This window comes from Agromyces sp. NPDC057679 (genome assembly GCF_042799635.1).
Taxonomy (GTDB): Bacteria; Actinomycetota; Actinomycetes; order Actinomycetales; family Microbacteriaceae; genus Agromyces.
In genome coordinates, this window is sequence record NZ_JBHVIK010000005.1 from 285,312 (window position 1) to 300,565 (window position 15,254).

The 15,254-nt window shown below is 71.0% G+C and carries 17 protein-coding genes; 10 read left to right on the forward strand and 7 right to left on the reverse strand.

Annotated features, from left to right (window positions below; translation table 11 throughout):
- Positions 1-33: 33 nt before the first annotated feature.
- Positions 34-573, forward strand: a complete 540-nt coding sequence (locus tag ACFVAJ_RS20755; RefSeq protein WP_376947584.1) for an ECF transporter S component — start codon at positions 34-36, stop codon at positions 571-573.
- A gap of 89 nt (positions 574-662) precedes the next feature.
- Here the strand turns inward: ACFVAJ_RS20755 and ACFVAJ_RS20760 are convergent, their stop codons facing one another.
- The gene (locus tag ACFVAJ_RS20760; RefSeq protein WP_376947586.1) at positions 663-1,355 is read right to left on the reverse strand and encodes an NTP transferase domain-containing protein; all 693 of its coding nucleotides are present in this window, start codon (positions 1,353-1,355) and stop codon (positions 663-665) included.
- Between the two features lie 251 nt (positions 1,356-1,606).
- Here ACFVAJ_RS20760 and ACFVAJ_RS20765 point away from each other — a divergent pair, with 251 nt between their 5' ends.
- From ACFVAJ_RS20765 to ACFVAJ_RS20775, 3 genes are read left to right on the forward strand one after another with little or no spacing between them, the layout of a single operon-like run.
- On the forward strand, positions 1,607-3,388 hold the full coding sequence (locus ACFVAJ_RS20765; RefSeq protein WP_376947588.1) for an ATP-binding cassette domain-containing protein: 1,782 nt from the start codon (positions 1,607-1,609) through the stop codon (positions 3,386-3,388).
- Positions 3,364-4,938, forward strand: coding sequence for a hypothetical protein (locus ACFVAJ_RS20770; RefSeq protein ID WP_376947590.1), 1,575 nt, complete (start codon positions 3,364-3,366; stop codon positions 4,936-4,938). Before ACFVAJ_RS20765 ends, ACFVAJ_RS20770 begins: the two co-directional genes overlap by 25 nt.
- Positions 4,939-4,995: 57 nt before the next feature.
- A complete protein-coding gene (locus ACFVAJ_RS20775) occupies positions 4,996-5,283 on the forward strand; it encodes a DUF3039 domain-containing protein (protein ID WP_376947592.1) in 288 nt (95 codons plus the stop codon).
- Positions 5,284-5,316: 33 nt separating this feature from the next.
- On the opposite strand, the gene ACFVAJ_RS20780 is transcribed toward ACFVAJ_RS20775, so the two are convergent.
- A complete protein-coding gene (locus ACFVAJ_RS20780; RefSeq protein ID WP_376947594.1) occupies positions 5,317-6,636 on the reverse strand; it encodes a nicotinate phosphoribosyltransferase in 1,320 nt (439 codons plus the stop codon).
- Between the two features lie 82 nt (positions 6,637-6,718).
- On the opposite strand from ACFVAJ_RS20780, the gene murI reads away from it, so the two are divergent.
- From murI to rdgB, 3 genes are read left to right on the forward strand one after another with little or no spacing between them, the layout of a single operon-like run.
- Entirely contained in the window at positions 6,719-7,564 is an 846-nt protein-coding gene (murI, locus tag ACFVAJ_RS20785; protein WP_376947596.1) for a glutamate racemase, read from the forward strand.
- A complete protein-coding gene (gene rph, locus ACFVAJ_RS20790; protein ID WP_376947598.1) occupies positions 7,561-8,328 on the forward strand; it encodes a ribonuclease PH in 768 nt (255 codons plus the stop codon). The genes murI and rph overlap by 4 nt, the downstream gene beginning before the upstream one ends.
- Before the next feature lie 2 nt (positions 8,329-8,330).
- Positions 8,331-9,008 (forward strand): RdgB/HAM1 family non-canonical purine NTP pyrophosphatase, encoded by a 678-nt coding sequence (rdgB, locus tag ACFVAJ_RS20795; protein WP_376947600.1) that lies wholly within the window; start codon positions 8,331-8,333, stop codon positions 9,006-9,008.
- 9 nt (positions 9,009-9,017) lie between these two features.
- On the opposite strand, the gene ACFVAJ_RS20800 is transcribed toward rdgB, so the two are convergent.
- The gene (locus ACFVAJ_RS20800; RefSeq protein ID WP_376947602.1) at positions 9,018-9,830 is read right to left on the reverse strand and encodes an alpha/beta hydrolase family protein; all 813 of its coding nucleotides are present in this window, start codon (positions 9,828-9,830) and stop codon (positions 9,018-9,020) included.
- Between the two features lie 154 nt (positions 9,831-9,984).
- On the opposite strand from ACFVAJ_RS20800, the gene ACFVAJ_RS20805 reads away from it, so the two are divergent.
- The gene (locus tag ACFVAJ_RS20805; protein ID WP_376947604.1) at positions 9,985-10,911 is read left to right on the forward strand and encodes a cation diffusion facilitator family transporter; all 927 of its coding nucleotides are present in this window, start codon (positions 9,985-9,987) and stop codon (positions 10,909-10,911) included.
- A gap of 100 nt (positions 10,912-11,011) precedes the next feature.
- Here ACFVAJ_RS20805 and ACFVAJ_RS20810 read toward each other — a convergent pair whose 3' ends face one another.
- Together ACFVAJ_RS20810 and ACFVAJ_RS20815 are read right to left on the reverse strand one after the other, a co-directional pair.
- Positions 11,012-11,776, reverse strand: coding sequence for a DedA family protein (locus tag ACFVAJ_RS20810; protein WP_376947606.1), 765 nt, complete (start codon positions 11,774-11,776; stop codon positions 11,012-11,014).
- A 178-nt stretch (positions 11,777-11,954) separates the two neighbouring features.
- A complete protein-coding gene (locus ACFVAJ_RS20815; protein WP_376947608.1) occupies positions 11,955-12,632 on the reverse strand; it encodes a heme oxygenase (biliverdin-producing) in 678 nt (225 codons plus the stop codon).
- 103 nt (positions 12,633-12,735) lie between these two features.
- On the opposite strand from ACFVAJ_RS20815, the gene ACFVAJ_RS20820 reads away from it, so the two are divergent.
- A complete protein-coding gene (locus tag ACFVAJ_RS20820; protein ID WP_376947610.1) occupies positions 12,736-13,605 on the forward strand; it encodes an LLM class flavin-dependent oxidoreductase in 870 nt (289 codons plus the stop codon).
- Between the two features lie 69 nt (positions 13,606-13,674).
- Here the strand turns inward: ACFVAJ_RS20820 and ACFVAJ_RS20825 are convergent, their stop codons facing one another.
- The gene (locus ACFVAJ_RS20825; protein ID WP_376947612.1) at positions 13,675-13,944 is read right to left on the reverse strand and encodes a hypothetical protein; all 270 of its coding nucleotides are present in this window, start codon (positions 13,942-13,944) and stop codon (positions 13,675-13,677) included.
- Positions 13,945-14,081: 137 nt separating this feature from the next.
- Positions 14,082-14,486: a hypothetical protein gene (locus tag ACFVAJ_RS20830; protein WP_376947614.1), complete on the reverse strand. Its 405-nt coding sequence runs from the start codon at positions 14,484-14,486 to the stop codon at positions 14,082-14,084.
- A 98-nt stretch (positions 14,487-14,584) separates the two neighbouring features.
- Between ACFVAJ_RS20830 and ACFVAJ_RS20835 the strand changes: the two genes are divergently transcribed.
- Positions 14,585-15,229 (forward strand): hypothetical protein, encoded by a 645-nt coding sequence (locus tag ACFVAJ_RS20835; RefSeq protein WP_376947616.1) that lies wholly within the window; start codon positions 14,585-14,587, stop codon positions 15,227-15,229.
- Positions 15,230-15,254 lie beyond the last annotated feature (25 nt).

The following is a 15,254-nucleotide window of genomic DNA, read 5'->3' on the forward strand; positions in this document are numbered from 1 at the left end:
GTGCCGAGCCCGACCCGGAAGGAATCGAGCCCCGTGCATCGCACCAGCACCCGCGTCATTCTCAGCTGTGCCGCGATCGGCGTCGGGGGAGGGCTCGTCGCCGCCGGTTCGGGGTACTTCGCGGGCCTCATCGCCGGCATCGCGCCGATGCTCTACGGCATCACGATCGGCACGCACTTCCTGCCGAGCGCGGTCGCGCTGGCGCTCCTCAAGCGCCCCGGCGTCGGCATCCTCACCGGGTTCATCGCCGGCCTCGTCGGCGCGGCCTTCGCCCCGCACTGGATCCTGCGCTTCCTCGGCACCGGCCTCCTCGTCGGCGCGCTGCTCGAGCTGCCCTTCTTCCTCACCCGCTACAAGAACTGGTCGCCGTGGCTCTACTACGTGGCCGCGGGCGGGTCGGGCATCATCCTCGCCGTGGGCACCTTCATCGCCCTCGGCCCCGAGCACTACGCGCCGTGGTTCTGGGCGCTCTACCTCGCCATGTTCGCGCTCAGCCCGGTGCTGTTCACCTGGCTCGGCCGGGTCATCGCCGCCTCGCTGTCGCGGGCGGGCGTCGCGCGCACCCTGCGCTGACGCGCTCTCGCACGCCTGGGCGGTGAGAACGACGAAGGGCGGATGCCACGTGGCATCCGCCCTTCGACTCTTGCGCTGTGCAGTGCAGGTCACACGAAGTGGTTCGCACGCTCCAGGTCTTCGGCGAAGTCGATCTCGACCGCGTAGAGGTCGGAGACGTCCATCGGCTCGACGAGGAGGCCGTTGTTCTCGATCGCGAGCTCGAGGCCGCGCTCGAAGTAGTCCTGGTCGCCGACCCGCTGCAGGTGCGCGAGGAACGTGGCCTTGTCGCGACCGGAGATGTAGTTGATGCCGACGGCCTCGCCGAGACCGCCCTTGACGGTCTTCGAGAGCTCCTTGATGTAGCCCTCGGCGCTCGTCGTGTACTTCACCTCTTCGTCGGAGACCTTCGCCGTGTTCACCGTCACGAACGACTGGTCGCGTGCGATGAAGGGGAGGGCGCGGTCGAGGATGGCGGGGTCGAAGACGACGTCGCCGTTCATCCACAGGACGCCGCCCGACTGCGAGGCCGCGAGGGCGCGCATGAGCGACTTCGAGGTGTTCGTCTGGTCGTACTCCTCGTTGTAGACGAAGGACGCCTGCGGGAACGCCTCGATGATGTGCTCGAGCTTGTAGCCGACGACGATCGTCACGTTGGCGTTCGCGCCGAACGCGTGCTCGACGTTGTCGAACTGCTGGCGCATGATGGTGCGGCCGTCGCTGAGTTCGGTCAGGGGCTTGGGGAGGGATCGCCCGAGCCGGCTTCCCATGCCGGCCGCGAGAATCACGATCTGGGTGGTCACTGCATCTCCTTCGGTGGGTCGGATGCCCCCACCGGGCGACTTCGTTCTACGGAGTTCGCCCGGAGTTCATCCGGAAGTTCACATGTGGACACGCCGTTATGCCGCAACCCAGCGTATCCGGGGGTGCTCCCGCGTCGCCATTCGGGGGCACCGGTCGTAGTGCGATCGTGATATGACGCACAGGGAATCCACAGTCAGCCGATCCGGCCCCCGAGGCGCGCTCGACGGGCGGTCATTGGTAGGTTTGCTGGGTGACTTCCGTTTCGCGCTCCGATCACGACGACGAAGCTGCCGAAGGCACCGGTGCGGGGGCGCCTCGAAAGAGCGGAACCGTGCCGGGGGCCGCGAGCAGCGATGCTTCGAGTGCCCGCAAGAGCACCGCGAAATCCGCGAAGACGATGACGCCGGCCGAACGTGCGGCCGCCCGCTCCGCCGCCGCGAAGAAGGCCGCCGCGACCCGCCGTGCGAACAAGGCGGCGGCTGCGGCAGAGGCGGCAGAACAGGGTGTCGTCGCAGACGCCGCCGACTCGAAGCGCACCGGCGCGTCGAACGCCGCGTCGTCTGCCGCCAGGACGGCGCGCGGCGCCGGAGCGAAGACCGCGCGCACGCCGCGCGACTCGGCCGCGAAGAGCGTGGCGAGCACGCCCGGCGACCGCAGCCGGGCGACCGCCGCAGCCAGCGCGCAGCGCCAGGCGCAGCAGCGCGTCGCCGCGTCGATCACCACCGAGACCACGGCGGCTGAACGGGCCCCGCGCAAGCCGGCCGACCAGACGCTCCCCGCGGCGACGAGCGAGCCGCCCGTCGTCGCCGAGCGCGACGAGCCCGGCCGCGACGAGGTCGACGAGACCACCACCGATCGACGCACCCCGGTCGCCGAGGTCCGCGCCGCCGCAGCCGCCGTCGCCGCGAGCGAGGCCGCGCAGGCCGAGGCCGCCACGCCCGACGAGGCTGAGCCGGTGGCTGAGGCGGAGACGGTCGTCGAGGCGGAGCCCGTTGTCGAGGCCGAGCCCGTCGTCGAGGCGGATCCTGTGGCTGAGGCGGAGCCCGTCGTCGAGGCGGATCCCGTTGTCGAGGCCGCGCCCGTTGTCGAGGCCGAGACGGTGACCGAGCCGGCCCCGGCCGACGCGACGCCGGTCGACGACACGTCGGCGATCGAGGCATCCGCACCGCTCATCGCGGCGCAGTCGGTCGCCGTGATCCCCGCGAAGAAGAACGCGGCCCCTCGTAAGAAGCGCACCCTGCGCGTCGCACGCCCGGCGCCGCCCGCCGGCACGCCGAACGTGCTCTCGATCACCGGCCTCGTGAAGCGCTTCGGCGAGAACACGGCCGTCGACGGCATCAGCCTGGATGTGCGCGCCGGCTCGTTCTTCGGCATCGTCGGGCCGAACGGCGCCGGCAAGACGACGACGCTCTCGATGATCACGGGGCTCCTGCGGCCCGATGCCGGCACGGTCCGCATCCACGACATCGACGCGTGGGCAGACCCGCACGCCGCCAAGCGCGCGACCGGCGTGCTGCCCGACCGCCTGCGGCTGTTCGACCGGCTGACCGGTGCGCAGCTCCTCTACTACTCGGGCGTGCTGCGCGGTCTCGACAACCGCACCGTGCGCGAGCGCAGCGCCGACCTCATCTCGGCCTTCGGCCTCGATGACGCCGTCGACCGGCTCGTCGCCGACTACTCGGCGGGCATGACGAAGAAGATCGCGCTCGCGTGCGCGATGATCCATTCCCCGCGCCTGCTCGTGCTCGACGAGCCGTTCGAGTCCGTCGACCCGGTGTCGGCGGCCAACCTCACCGAGATCCTCGAGCGCTACGTCGCCGGCGGCGGCACCGTCGTGCTGTCGAGCCACGGCATGGACCTGATCGAGCGCGTCTGCGACTCGGCCGCGATCATCGTCGCCGGCCGGGTGCTCGCGGCGGGCACCCTCGACGAGGTACGTGCTGGCCACACCCTCGAAGACCGATTCGTCGAGCTCGCGGGCGGACGCAAGGCAGCGGAAGGCATGGAATGGTTGCACAGTTTCTCCGACTGAAACTGCGCCTGCTGGCGAACATCTTCCGCCGCAGCACCTGGCAAGTGGTCGGCATCGTGCTCGGCCTCGTCTACGGACTGGGTCTCGCGCTGCTGCTCTTCCTCTCGCTCGTCGGGCTGCGCCTCGTCGAAGACGTGGCGGTCATCCGCGACGTGCTGGTGGTCGCCGGCGCCGCGACCGTGCTCGGCTTCATCGTGTTCCCGCTCGTGTTCGGCACGGAAGACACGATGGACCCGCGTCGCTTCGCCTTCTTCGGCCTGCCCGACCGCACCCTGGCCCTGTCGCTCGCGGTCGCGGGGCTCATCGGCATCCCGGCGCTCGTGCTCGCGATCGTGCTCCTCGGCACGGTCGTCACGTGGTCGCGCGGCGTCGCCGAGACCCTCCTCGCACTCATCTCCGCGGCGCTCGCCTTCGCGACCTGCCTGCTGCTCGCCCGGGTGACGACCGCACTCGCCTCGTTCCTGCTCTCGACGCGGCGTTCGCGCGAGCTGATGGGGGTCATCGGCCTCCTGCTCATCGTCATGCTCTCGCCGATCATCGTCGTGCTCGTCACGCTCGACTGGGCGAACTCGGGGCTCGAGATCCTCGGCGTCCTCGGCGACATCCTCGGCTGGACCCCGTTCGGCGCCGTGTTCGCGGTGCCCGGCGACGCGGCCGCCGGCGCGTGGGGTCCGGCCATCCTCGAGCTGCTGATCGCCGTCGCCACCCTCGGTCTGATCTGGCTCGCCTGGCAGTCGCTCGTCGCGAAGATGCTCGTGACCCCCGGTCGCGAGGCCTCGGCGAAGAGCTACCGCGGGCTCGGCTGGTTCGACCGGATGCCGCATGGCGCGACCGGTGCCGTCGCGGCGCGCAGCTTCACGTATTGGTTCCGCGACGCGCGGTACTGGGTGTCGATCGTCATGGTGCCGATCGTGCCGGTGCTCGTCATGGTGCCGCTCGGCGTCGCCGGGGTGCCGATGCAGTACCTCGCGCTCATCCCGGTGCCGCTCATGTGCCTGTTCCTCGGCTGGAGCCTGCACAACGACACCGCGTACGACTCGACCGCGATCTGGCTGCACATCACCTCAGGCGTGCGCGGCAACGCCGACCGGCTCGGACGACTGGTGCCGGTGCTCGTCGCCGGCGTGCTCGTGATCGGGCTCGGCAGCGCCGTCACGGTGTTCGTCCTGAACGACTGGCGGCTGCTGCCCTCACTGCTCGGCGTGAGCACGGCGCTGCTGCTCGCGGGCCTGGGCGTCGGCTCGATCACCTCGGCGCGGTTCCCGTACCCGGCGGTGAAGCCCGGTGACAGCCCGTTCCAGCAGCCGCAGTCGACGGGCGGCATCACCGCGCTCGTGCAGTCGCTCACGATGTTCGCCTCGGTGCTCGTCGCGGCGCCGGCCGCGATCTTCGCCGCGCTCGGCATCCTCGTCGACCCCGGATGGCACGCGGCCGCCTTCGCCTCCGGCGTCGGGCTCGGTCTCGTGGTGCTCGTCGTGGGCGTCTGGTGGGGCGGGCGCGTGTTCGACGCCCGCGGGCCCGAGATGATCGCCGCCGCGATCCGCGCGTGAGTCGTTCGTCGTGGCCGGGCGGCCACGACCGTGTGATCGACGCGTAGAATCGAGCGCATGATCCACACCGTGCGCGCGAGCATCGCCGACCCCGGTCAGCCGGGCGGCGGCACCGACGTCCTCGACCGCGAACTCGAGAAGCTCCTCAACGAAGAGGCCATCGAGCCGGGCGATCACGAGCGATTCTCGCACTACGTCCAGAAGGACAAGATCCTCGAGTCGGCGATCACGGGCAAGCCCGTGAAGGCGCTCTGCGGCAAGAAGTGGACCCCGGGCCGCGACCCCGAGAAGTTCCCGGTCTGCCCGAGCTGCAAAGAGATCTACGAGCGGATGAAGTCGCAGTAGTCCGCCTCGACGCTCCGCCGGCTGGCCCGCGTCTCAGCGGTACGTCGTCGGGATGACCGGTTCGCCGCGACCGAGCCGGAACGCCTCGATCGGCAGCTCCTGCATGACCTCGGCGCGGTGGGCGCGGGCCGCGGCGGTGCCGGCGGTGCCGAGGAACGCCGGGTCGACCTCGCCCTTCGAGACGAGCTGCACCATCAGCGGGCGCAGCTTGTCGCCGGCGTCGAACTCGGCCTCGCCGCCGGGGCCGTCGCCGACGAACACGAGCTCCTCGCGGGCGGTGCGGGTGGCGTCGAGACGGCGGGCCGCGTTCTTGCGGCCGCCCACGCTGGCCTTCTGGGTCGACGCCTTCGCGACCGGGATCCACTCGCCGGCATCGTCGCGGCGGGCGACGAGCTTGTAGACCATGCCCGCCGCGGGGAACCCGGATCCGGTGACGACCGCCGTGCCCACGCCGTACGCGTCGACCGGGGCGCCCGACAGCCCGGCGATCGTGAACTCGTCGAGGTCGCTCGTGACGGTGATGCGCGTGTCGACGGCGCCGAGCGCGTCGAGCTGTTCGCGCACCGCGGCGACGACGGTGGGCAGGTCGCCCGAGTCGATGCGCACGGCGCCGAGCTCGGGGCCGGCGACCTTCACGGCGAGCTCGACGCCGCGGGTGATGTCGTAGGTGTCGACCAGCAGCGTGGTCTTCGGGCCGAACGCCGCGACCTGGGCGCGGAACGCGTCCTCCTCGCTGTCGTGCAGCAGGGTGAAGGCGTGGGCGGCGGTGCCCATCGTCGGGATGCCCCAGGTGCGCCCCGCCTCGAGGTTCGACGTCGCGTCGAAGCCGGCGATGTACGCGGCGCGAGCCGCGGCGATCGCGGCGCGCTCGCTGGTGCGGCGCGAGCCCATCTCCGAGATCGGGCGGCCGAGCGCCACGGAGACCATGCGGGCGGCGGCGCTCGCCACCGAGGAGTCGTAGTTGAGGGTCGAGAGCACGATGGTCTCGAGCATGACCGCCTCGGCGAAGCTCGCCTGGATGGTCAGGAGCGGCGAGCCCGGGAAGTACGCCTCGCCCTCGCGGTAGCCCCAGATGTCGCCCGCGAAGCGGTAGTCGGCGAGCCAGTCGATCGTGGCCGGCCGCACCACCTCATGCTCCTGGAGCCATTGGAGCTCGGCGTCCTCGAAGCGGAAGCGCTGCACGAGTTCGAGCAGGCGCCCGATGCCGGCGACGACGCCGTAGCGGCGACCGTCGGGCAGGCGTCTGGCGAACGCCTCGAAGAGGCTCTCACGGTGAGCGGTGCCGTCGCGCAGGGCGGCATCGACCATCGTCAGTTCGTAGCGGTCGGTGAAGAGGGCAGCTGAGCCGGTCACGCACTCGAGCCTACTGGGACGGCCGGTTCGGGCGGCGGTGTGCCGCCACCGCGTGCCGCGGACTCGCCTAAGCTTGAACCTCGTGACGGATGCACCGATCGGAATCTTCGACTCGGGGGTCGGTGGACTCACCGTCGCCCGTGCCGTCAAAGACCAGCTGCCGAACGAGTCGATCCTCTACATCGGCGATCTCGAGCACTCGCCCTACGGGCCGAAGAAGATCGCCGACGTCCGCGGCTACGCCCTCGCCGTGCTCGACGACCTCGTCGCGCAGGGTGTGAAGATGCTCGTGATCGCCTGCAACACGGCCTCGGCGGCGATGCTGCGCGACGCGCGCGAGCGGTACGACGTGCCCGTGGTCGAGGTGATCCAGCCGGCGGTCCGCCGCGCCGTCGCCGCGACGAAGACCGGCCGGGTCGGCGTCATCGGCACCCAGGGCACGGTCTCGTCGCGCGCCTACGACGACGCCTTCGCGGCGGCGCCCCACCTCGAGCTCTTCTCGCAGGCCTGCCCGCGCTTCGTCGAGTTCGTCGAGGCGGGCGTCACGACCGGCGACGAGCTGCTCGCCGTGGCCGAAGAGTATCTCGCGCCGCTGCGCCGGGCCGACATCGACACCCTCGTGCTCGGCTGCACCCACTACCCGTTCCTCAAGGGCGCCATCTCGTACGTCATGGGCGAGGGCGTCACCCTCGTCTCGAGCGACGTCGAGACCGCGAACGACGTGTACCGCGTGCTCGTGAGCGGCGGCATGGAGCGACGTGCCCCCGAGCCGCCGAGCTACCGCTACGAGGCGACCGGCCGCTCGACGAGCGCCTTCCTCGACCTCGCCCACCGACTCATCGCCCCCGAGATCCCGAGCGTCGAGCTCGTGCAGACGGGTGCGGTCACCATCCCAGACCGAGAACAGCTTCGACAGGAGAACCTATGACCGAGGCATCCGCCGCCGCGATCGTCCGTGCCGACGGGCGCACCCCCGACCAGCTGCGCGAGGTGACCATCGAACGCGGCTGGAGCGCCCACGCCGAGGGCAGCGCGCTCATCTCGTTCGGGGGCACCAAGGTGCTCTGCACGGCGAGCTTCACGAACGGCGTGCCGCGCTGGCTCAACGGCAAGGGCAAGGGCTGGGTCACCGCCGAGTACGCGATGCTGCCGCGCGCGACGAACACGCGCAACGACCGCGAGAGCGTGAAGGGCCGCATCGGCGGCCGCACGCACGAGATCAGCCGCCTCATCGGCCGCAGCCTCCGCGCGGTGGTCGACATGAAGGCGCTCGGCGAGAACACCCTGCAGATCGACTGCGACGTGCTGCAGGCCGACGGCGGCACCCGCACCGCGGCGATCACCGGTGCCTACGTCGCGATGGCCGACGCCATCGAGTGGGCCCGCGGCCAGAAGTTCATCGGCCAGAAGTCGACCCCGCTCATCGACACCGTCTCGGCGGTCTCGGTCGGCATCATCGACGGCACGCCGATGCTCGATCTCGCCTACGTCGAGGACGTGCGCGCCGAGACCGACATGAACGTCGTCGCCACCGGCCGCGGACTCTTCGTCGAGGTGCAGGGCACTGCCGAGGGCGCACCGTTCGACCGGCGCGAGCTCGACTCGCTGCTCGACCTGGCGCTCGCCGGCACCGCGTCGCTCACCGAGCTGCAGCGCGCCGCGCTCGCCGCGTCGCTCGCGGCGGGGGAGTGAGCGTGGCGGCGTCGGGCGCCGGCCAGGCCGGCGCGCTCGAGGTCGTGCTCGCGACCCACAACGCGCACAAGGTCGCCGAGTTCCAGCGCATCCTGGGCGAGCGGATGCCCGGCATCACCGTGCTGCCGTACGACGGGCCCTCGCCCGTCGAGGACGGCACGAGCTTCGCCGCGAACGCGCTCATCAAGGCCCGCGCGGCGGCGGCCCACACGGGGCGCATCGCGCTCGCCGACGACTCGGGCATCGCGGTCGACGTCATGGGCGGGGCGCCCGGCATCTTCTCGGCGCGCTGGGCCGGGCACGCGGCGGGCGACGTCGAGAACGTGAAGCTGCTGCTCGCGCAGCTCGGCGACGTGCGTCGGCCGAACCGCGGGGCGGCGTTCCACTGCACGATCGCCGTGGTCGTGCCCGCGGCGCTCGCGGGCGCGGCGTCGGCCGGTGAGCCGGCCGATGAGGAGTTCGTCGCCGAAGGGCTCTGGCGCGGCGCGCTCGCCTACGAGCCGCGCGGGTCGCACGGGTTCGGCTACGACCCCGTGTTCGAGCCCGAGGGGTACGAGGTCACGGCGGCCGAGCTGCTCCCCGAGCAGAAGAACGCGATCAGCCACCGGGCGCGCGCCTTCGAGGCGCTCATCCCCGAGCTCGAGCGGATCGCCGAACGAGTCGGGGCCGCAGCCGAGTAGTCCGCGCACTCACCCGGTGACGAACGCCGTCACCCGGTCGGCGAAGTCGTTGAACCCGGTGCCCGTGGTGAGCATCGCCCAGCCGTGGCCCACGCCATCGGTGACGATGGTGATGTCGTCGCTCGCGGTCGCGCCGGCGAGCTGCTGCAGCTCGCCGGCGTCGACCGAGGTGTCGCCGGGCGCGACGGCGAGGAGGAGCGGCGCGGTGAGGTCGGGCGCGTCGTCCATCGAGTCGTAGCCGCGGAACGCGAGCGGTCCCGACAGGTCGACGACCCCGTCGAGCACGCCGGTGCCGCCGTCGCGTCCGCCCGCGACGACCGCCGCCGTGCCGCCCATCGAGGCGCCCACGACGACGACGCGTTCGGCGCCCTGCTCGCGCGCCCAGTCGGCGGCGGCGAGGATCGCGTCGGCCCCGTCGTCGACGACGTGGTTGGCGTCGCGGGGGCACTCGGTCTCGCCGTAGCCGCAGGAGTTCACGAGCAGCACCTGCACGCCCTGCTCGGCGAGCGTCGAGGCGTAGGGCCAGAATCCGCACTCGTCCTGGTTGCGCTGGTGCGCGAAGATCGCGGTGGTCGTGCCCTCGCCCGCAACGCCGACGTCGAAGCGCGCGTCGCCGACGGGCAGCCACATCGCCGAGGAGTCGACGCCGGTGTCGCCGCAGCGCTCCGAGGGCGAGGCGGGCGCCTCGGCCGACGAGCCCGTACCGGGGGAGCCGCCCGGGGTCTGCGATGCGCCGGCACCGGGATCGGCGGCGCATCCGGAGAGCGCAGCGGCGAGGCATCCGAGGAGCAGGGCGACGGCGAGCGTGCGACGCGACGGCATGCCCCGCAGCCTAGGGCCGTCGGGCCGGGTGCCGCGACCCCGGGCGCGCGATCGCCGGGTCGCGTCCGCTGCCATGCCGATGAGAACGCGACTCATTCCTGATTGGGCCGAATCGCCCCGAACCGCCCTCGGCCCGACCTACGCTGGGAGGGACATGGCACACGATCACTCCCACGACCACGCCGCGACCGCGAACCGCACCCGACTCTGGATCGCGATCGCGATCATCGGCGCGTTCGTCGTCGTGCAGGTCGTCGGCGGCATCGTGAGCGGGTCGCTCGCCCTGCTCGCCGACGCCGGGCACATGACGAGCGACCTCATCGGCCTCGTCGTCGCGCTCGTCGCCGCCTTCGTCGCCGCCCGGCCGGCGACCGACCGTCAGACCTACGGGTTCCGTCGCGCCGAGGTGTTCGGCGCGCTCATCAACGGCGTCATCCTGATCGTCGTGGCGGTGAGCGTCACGATCGGCGCGATCGGCCGGCTCGTGACGGGAGCCGAGGGCGAGGCGCACGAGGTGCAGGGCGGCCTGATGCTCGTCATCGCCGTCGTCGGCCTGGCCGCGAACATCGCCGCGATGCTCGTGCTGCGCGGTGGCGCGAAGGACTCGATCAACCTGCGCGGCGCCTACCTCGAGGTGCTCGGCGACACGATCGGCTCGGCGCTCGTGATCGTCGCCGCGATCGTCATCCTGCTCACCGGGTGGAGCGCGGCCGACCCGATCGCCTCGCTCGGCATCGCGGTGCTCATCGTGCCGCGCGCGCTGTCGCTGCTGCGCGACGTCGTGCGGGTGCTCAGCGAGGGCGCGCCCGCCGAGACGGATGTCGCGGAGATCCGCGAGCACATCCTCCGCACGCAGGGCGTGGTCGCCGTGCACGACGTGCACGTGTGGCAGATCACCTCGGGGCAGCCGGTGTTCACGGCCCACGTCGAGGTCGAGCCCGAGGTCTTCGAGTCGGGCCGCACGGGCGCCCTGCTCGACGAGCTCGGCGGATGCCTCACCGAGCACTTCGACGTCGCACACTCGACCTTCCAGCTCGAGCCCGGCGGCCGCGCCGAACAGGAGCAGGGCTCGCACTGCTAGCGCGTCACGGCGGCAGGGGGCGCCGCCCGAAGCCGAAGATGACGAATGCCCCGGGGCTGCCGCAGACGGCAGCCCCGGGGCATCTTCGAGTCATCGACGCTCAGCGCTCGTCGTGCTTGGGACCCCGCTCGAAGACGTCGGCGTCGAGCACGAGGTGCTCGGCCTCGTCTTCATCGGTGATGACGTCTTCGCCGGCGGCGGCCGCCTTCTTCGCCTTGTGGCGCTCGCTGAGGTAGTGCCACAGGGTGATGAGCGCCGTGCCGCCGACGGCTGCGAGGAGGATCAGGTCGATGTACTCCTTCACGAGTTCGGCGACGAAGGGGATGAACCCGATCGCGTAGCCGAACATCGTGAGGCCGAAGCCCCAGAGCACCGCGCCGATGAAGTTGTAGAGCGTGTACTTGCCCTTGGGCATGTGGCCGACGCCCGCCGCGACCGGGGCGAAGGTGCGCACGATCGGCACGAAGCGGGCGAGGATGATCGTGAGGCCGCCGAAGCGCTCGAAGAAGGCGTTGGTGCGCTCGACGTTCTTGACGCTGAAGAGCCCCGATTCCTTCCGCTCGAAGATCGTGGGGCCGGCCTTGTGCCCGATGTAGTAGCCGACTTCACCGCCGAGGAAGGCGGCGAGCCCGATGAGCAGCGCGACCCACCACACGCTGATGCCGAAGACGCCGTCGGGCGAGCCGGGCAGCGGGTGCGAGAGCAGGCCCGAGATGACGAGCAGGGTGTCGCCCGGCAGCAGGAAGCCGACGAGCAGGCCGGTCTCGGCGAACACGATGCCGCACACGACGAGCAGGGCCCAGGGGCCGGCCCCGGCGATGATCGTCTCAGGATCGAGCCAGGGGATGAGTGCGGTGTGGACCATGTGCGGTGGCTCCAGTCGTCGGACCCGCCGTGTCTCGGGACACGTGCGTGGTCAGCAGGCGGCGGGGGATTTCGTTGCAGTTTACCGAGCGCTCGCGCTGCGCGGCATCCCACTGCAGGATGACCCTCCGCTCACTCTGTGGAGTGACGACCGCCGCCCGTGAGGGGCCGACGGCCGCTCAGGCAGCGAGTGCGTCGAAGATCGCGCCGTTCAGGCGGAACGAGTTGCGCACCTCGTCGATGAGCGCGTCGACCTGTGCGGGCTCGAGCGCGAGGGCGTTCATGGCCTCGCGGTAGCCGCGCTTGTATCGCACGACGCCCTCGTCGGCAGCGATGTCGAAGCGGTAGAACGCGAGCTGCTCGGGCGTCGCGCCGTAGTGGCGTGCGACGAGCCGGGCGATGGCCTGGCCGCCCGAGAGGTCGCCGAGGTAGCGCGTGTAGTGGTGCGCGAGGTAGCGCACGTCGTCGTCGGCGAGGCTGCGCAGGTGCGCGGCGTACTCGGCGGTGGCGGGCAGCGCCGGGTGGGTCTCGCGCCAGTCGGCGGCGCCGAGCGCCGCGAGGTCGGACTCGATGGCCGCCATGCGGGCGAGCTCGGGGTCGAAGACGCTGGGGTCGCCGTCGCGGATGCCTCGCGCCTCGAGCGCCTCGTAGACCCAGGCGAACTGCGCGAGGTAGCGGGTGTAGTCGTCGAGCGTCAGCTCGCCGCCCATGAGCTCGGTGATGAAGCCGCGCGACTCGGTGGCGCGGTGGTCGTCGGCGGAGGCGGCGCGGACGAGCGCGGCCACGTCGAGCGGTTCGGCCTGCTCGTGCTGGGCGACGGCGGAGCTCGGGCTGACGGTGGTGGAGACGCTCGACATTTCGTTCCTTCGGGTGGAGAAGTTCGGCAGGTAAGGCTTACCTTACCGTGCAGGGCTCGGGATTTCAGCACCCATGTCGGACGTCCGGCGTAACGTCGCCGCCATGCGCTACGGATTCATCTACCCCGGCAGCGATCCCGAGGTCGCCGTCGAGCTCGCCGCACTCGCCGAGCAGCACGGCTGGCACGGCTTCTTCGTCTGGGAGGGCATCTGGGCGACCGACCCGTGGTCGGTGCTCGCCGCGGCGGCCATGCGCACCTCGCAGATTCGGCTCGGCACGATGCTCACGCCCGTGCCGCGTCGTCGCCCGTGGGAGCTGGCCGGCCAGACGATGACGGTCGACCGGCTCTCGGGTGGGCGGGTGACGCTCTCGGTCGGCCTGGGCGTGCCCGAGACGGCCGAAGAGCGCTTCTGGATCTTCGAGCACGACCCGGGCCGGCGCGTGCGTGCCGAGCTGCTCGACGAATCGCTCGAACTGCTGCCGAGGCTCTGGCGCGGCGAGCCGTTCGAGCACGAGGGGCCGCACTACACCGTGCGCCGAGCCGACATGATGCTGCCGCCGCAGCCAGTGCAGCCGCGCATTCCGATCTGGGCCGTCGGGGTCTGGCCGCGGCCGAAGTCGATGCGTCGCGTCGCGCGGCTCGACGGCTGGCTGCCGAACTTCGCCCCGCCCGGCGGGGGAGCGGTCGGCCCCGACGCGCAGCGCGAGTTCTTCACTCCCGAGACCGGCGCCGAGGCGATGGCCTGGCTGCAGGCCGAGCGCGAGCGGCTCGGCATCGCCGACGAACCGTTCGACTGGGTGCAGGAGGGAACGACCGCTGGGCTCGACCCGGTCGTCGACGCCGCCGTCGTACGCCCGTGGGCCGAGGCCGGCGCGACCTGGTGGCTCGACACCGACTGGTCGGTGTCCGCCGACCGCGTCGAGCAGTACTCCCGCGAGCGGGTGGCGGCGGGGCCGCCGCGCGTCGACTGAGCGGCGACGGGCGGCTCGTGCTGCCGGGCTCGTCGATCGGGCGTCAGCGGGAACCGGCGGCCGGTCGACCTACCAGACGGTGCCGCCGCCGACCGAGATGCCGCCCCAAGTGAGCGCGATGAAGATCGCGGCGAACACGACGGGAGCGATGCCCGTGCCGCTGCGCGCGAGCCCCTTGAGGAGGGCGATGACGGCGAGGATCGCGGCGATGATCGAGAGGGCGCCGCCGAGGATCAGCCCGATGAACAGCGGGATCGGCATGAGCACGAGGCCGGCAAGTGCGAACCAGAACGCGGCCCAAGCAGTCGGATTGGAACGGCGTTCGGAAGAGGAGGACATGCTTCATTATCGGGTGTCCGCGGCCCGCCCGCGGGCTCCTCAGCCCGTGGCGCCGGGACTCGAGGAACGTCGGAGCCAGTTCGCCGGCTCGGACGACGGCTCGGGCGCCGGGAGCCCGGAGTGCGGATGCTCGCGTTTCAGCGCTTTCGCTTCCGGGAGGTACGCCGACGTCCAGTCATTCTCCTCGTGGCTTCGTCGGCAGCTCCGTTCGCCCCGAACAGGTAGAGTCCTGCCGCTACGGCACCGCTCGCCGCGCTGGAGACGCTCAGGCCGTCCCAGGTGGTCTCCATGCCCGACCCGACGGCCAAGCCGACGCCTGCGATGACGGATGCGATCGCAGCGAAGACTCCGGCGCGGCCGATCCATGGCCTTGCGGCTTCGTGCGCTCGCACCCACACTTCATCGCTTTTCCGCGAGTACCCCGGCAATCCGATGAATGGATTCCGAGGAAAGCGCTCGGCGCGGATCAGGACGTACTGGATCGCGCACAGAATCGCACCGAGCCCGAAACCCAGGGACAGCACCAGCAGCATGCGAGACACCGCAGCATCCTAGGGCGGCTGACAGGGGCGAAGCACCTCGGGGAGAATCGCTACCGGATACTGGAGCGCCTTCGCCTGTTGGCGATAACGTGCGGCGTATGTCGGGGGAAGAGTTCGAAGCGTGGCTTGAGCGGTTCTACGCATTGTTGGACGAGCGGCTGACGACCTCATGGGTCGGCGTCGTCACGCCGATCGCAACCGTTGTCCTTGCCATCGCATCGGTCGTGGTTGCGGTGATGTCGTGGAGGACGGCGAATCGAGCGACCGAACTCAGCGAAGAGCATTGGAAGACCGAGCGCCACGAGGCAGCGCTCGGCAGGCGACGCGTTCTCGCCGTCGACATCAAGGAGTGGTATTCGGGCGAGATTCTCAACGCGCATGCGAACAGCAAGAAGGCGCGGAAGGAACTCGACAGGCAGCGGGACCGGCTTCGGCGAGATCTGCAGCGGGGCGGGGAAGATCTCGGTGAACGACTGGTTCGGATGCTCGTCGACAAGGCAGGTGAGTATTCGAGAACGGTCGGCGGTCTCACCGGCACGGAGTATGCCGAGGCGCGTCGTCCGTATCGAATCAGACCTCGGACGTACTCACAAAACAGAGCCATCGATTCTTGGGTGGCTGATCCGGAAAGCGTCCGGCAACAGCTGGACGAGTACGAGGCGACCCGGCTGAGCACGATGCTCGCGGACATCAAGAGTTCGGGCGCGCCGACCCCGGGTGGCCCTGATGAGCGGCGGAAGTGAGGCCAACGAGGACGAGGAGTCGTCA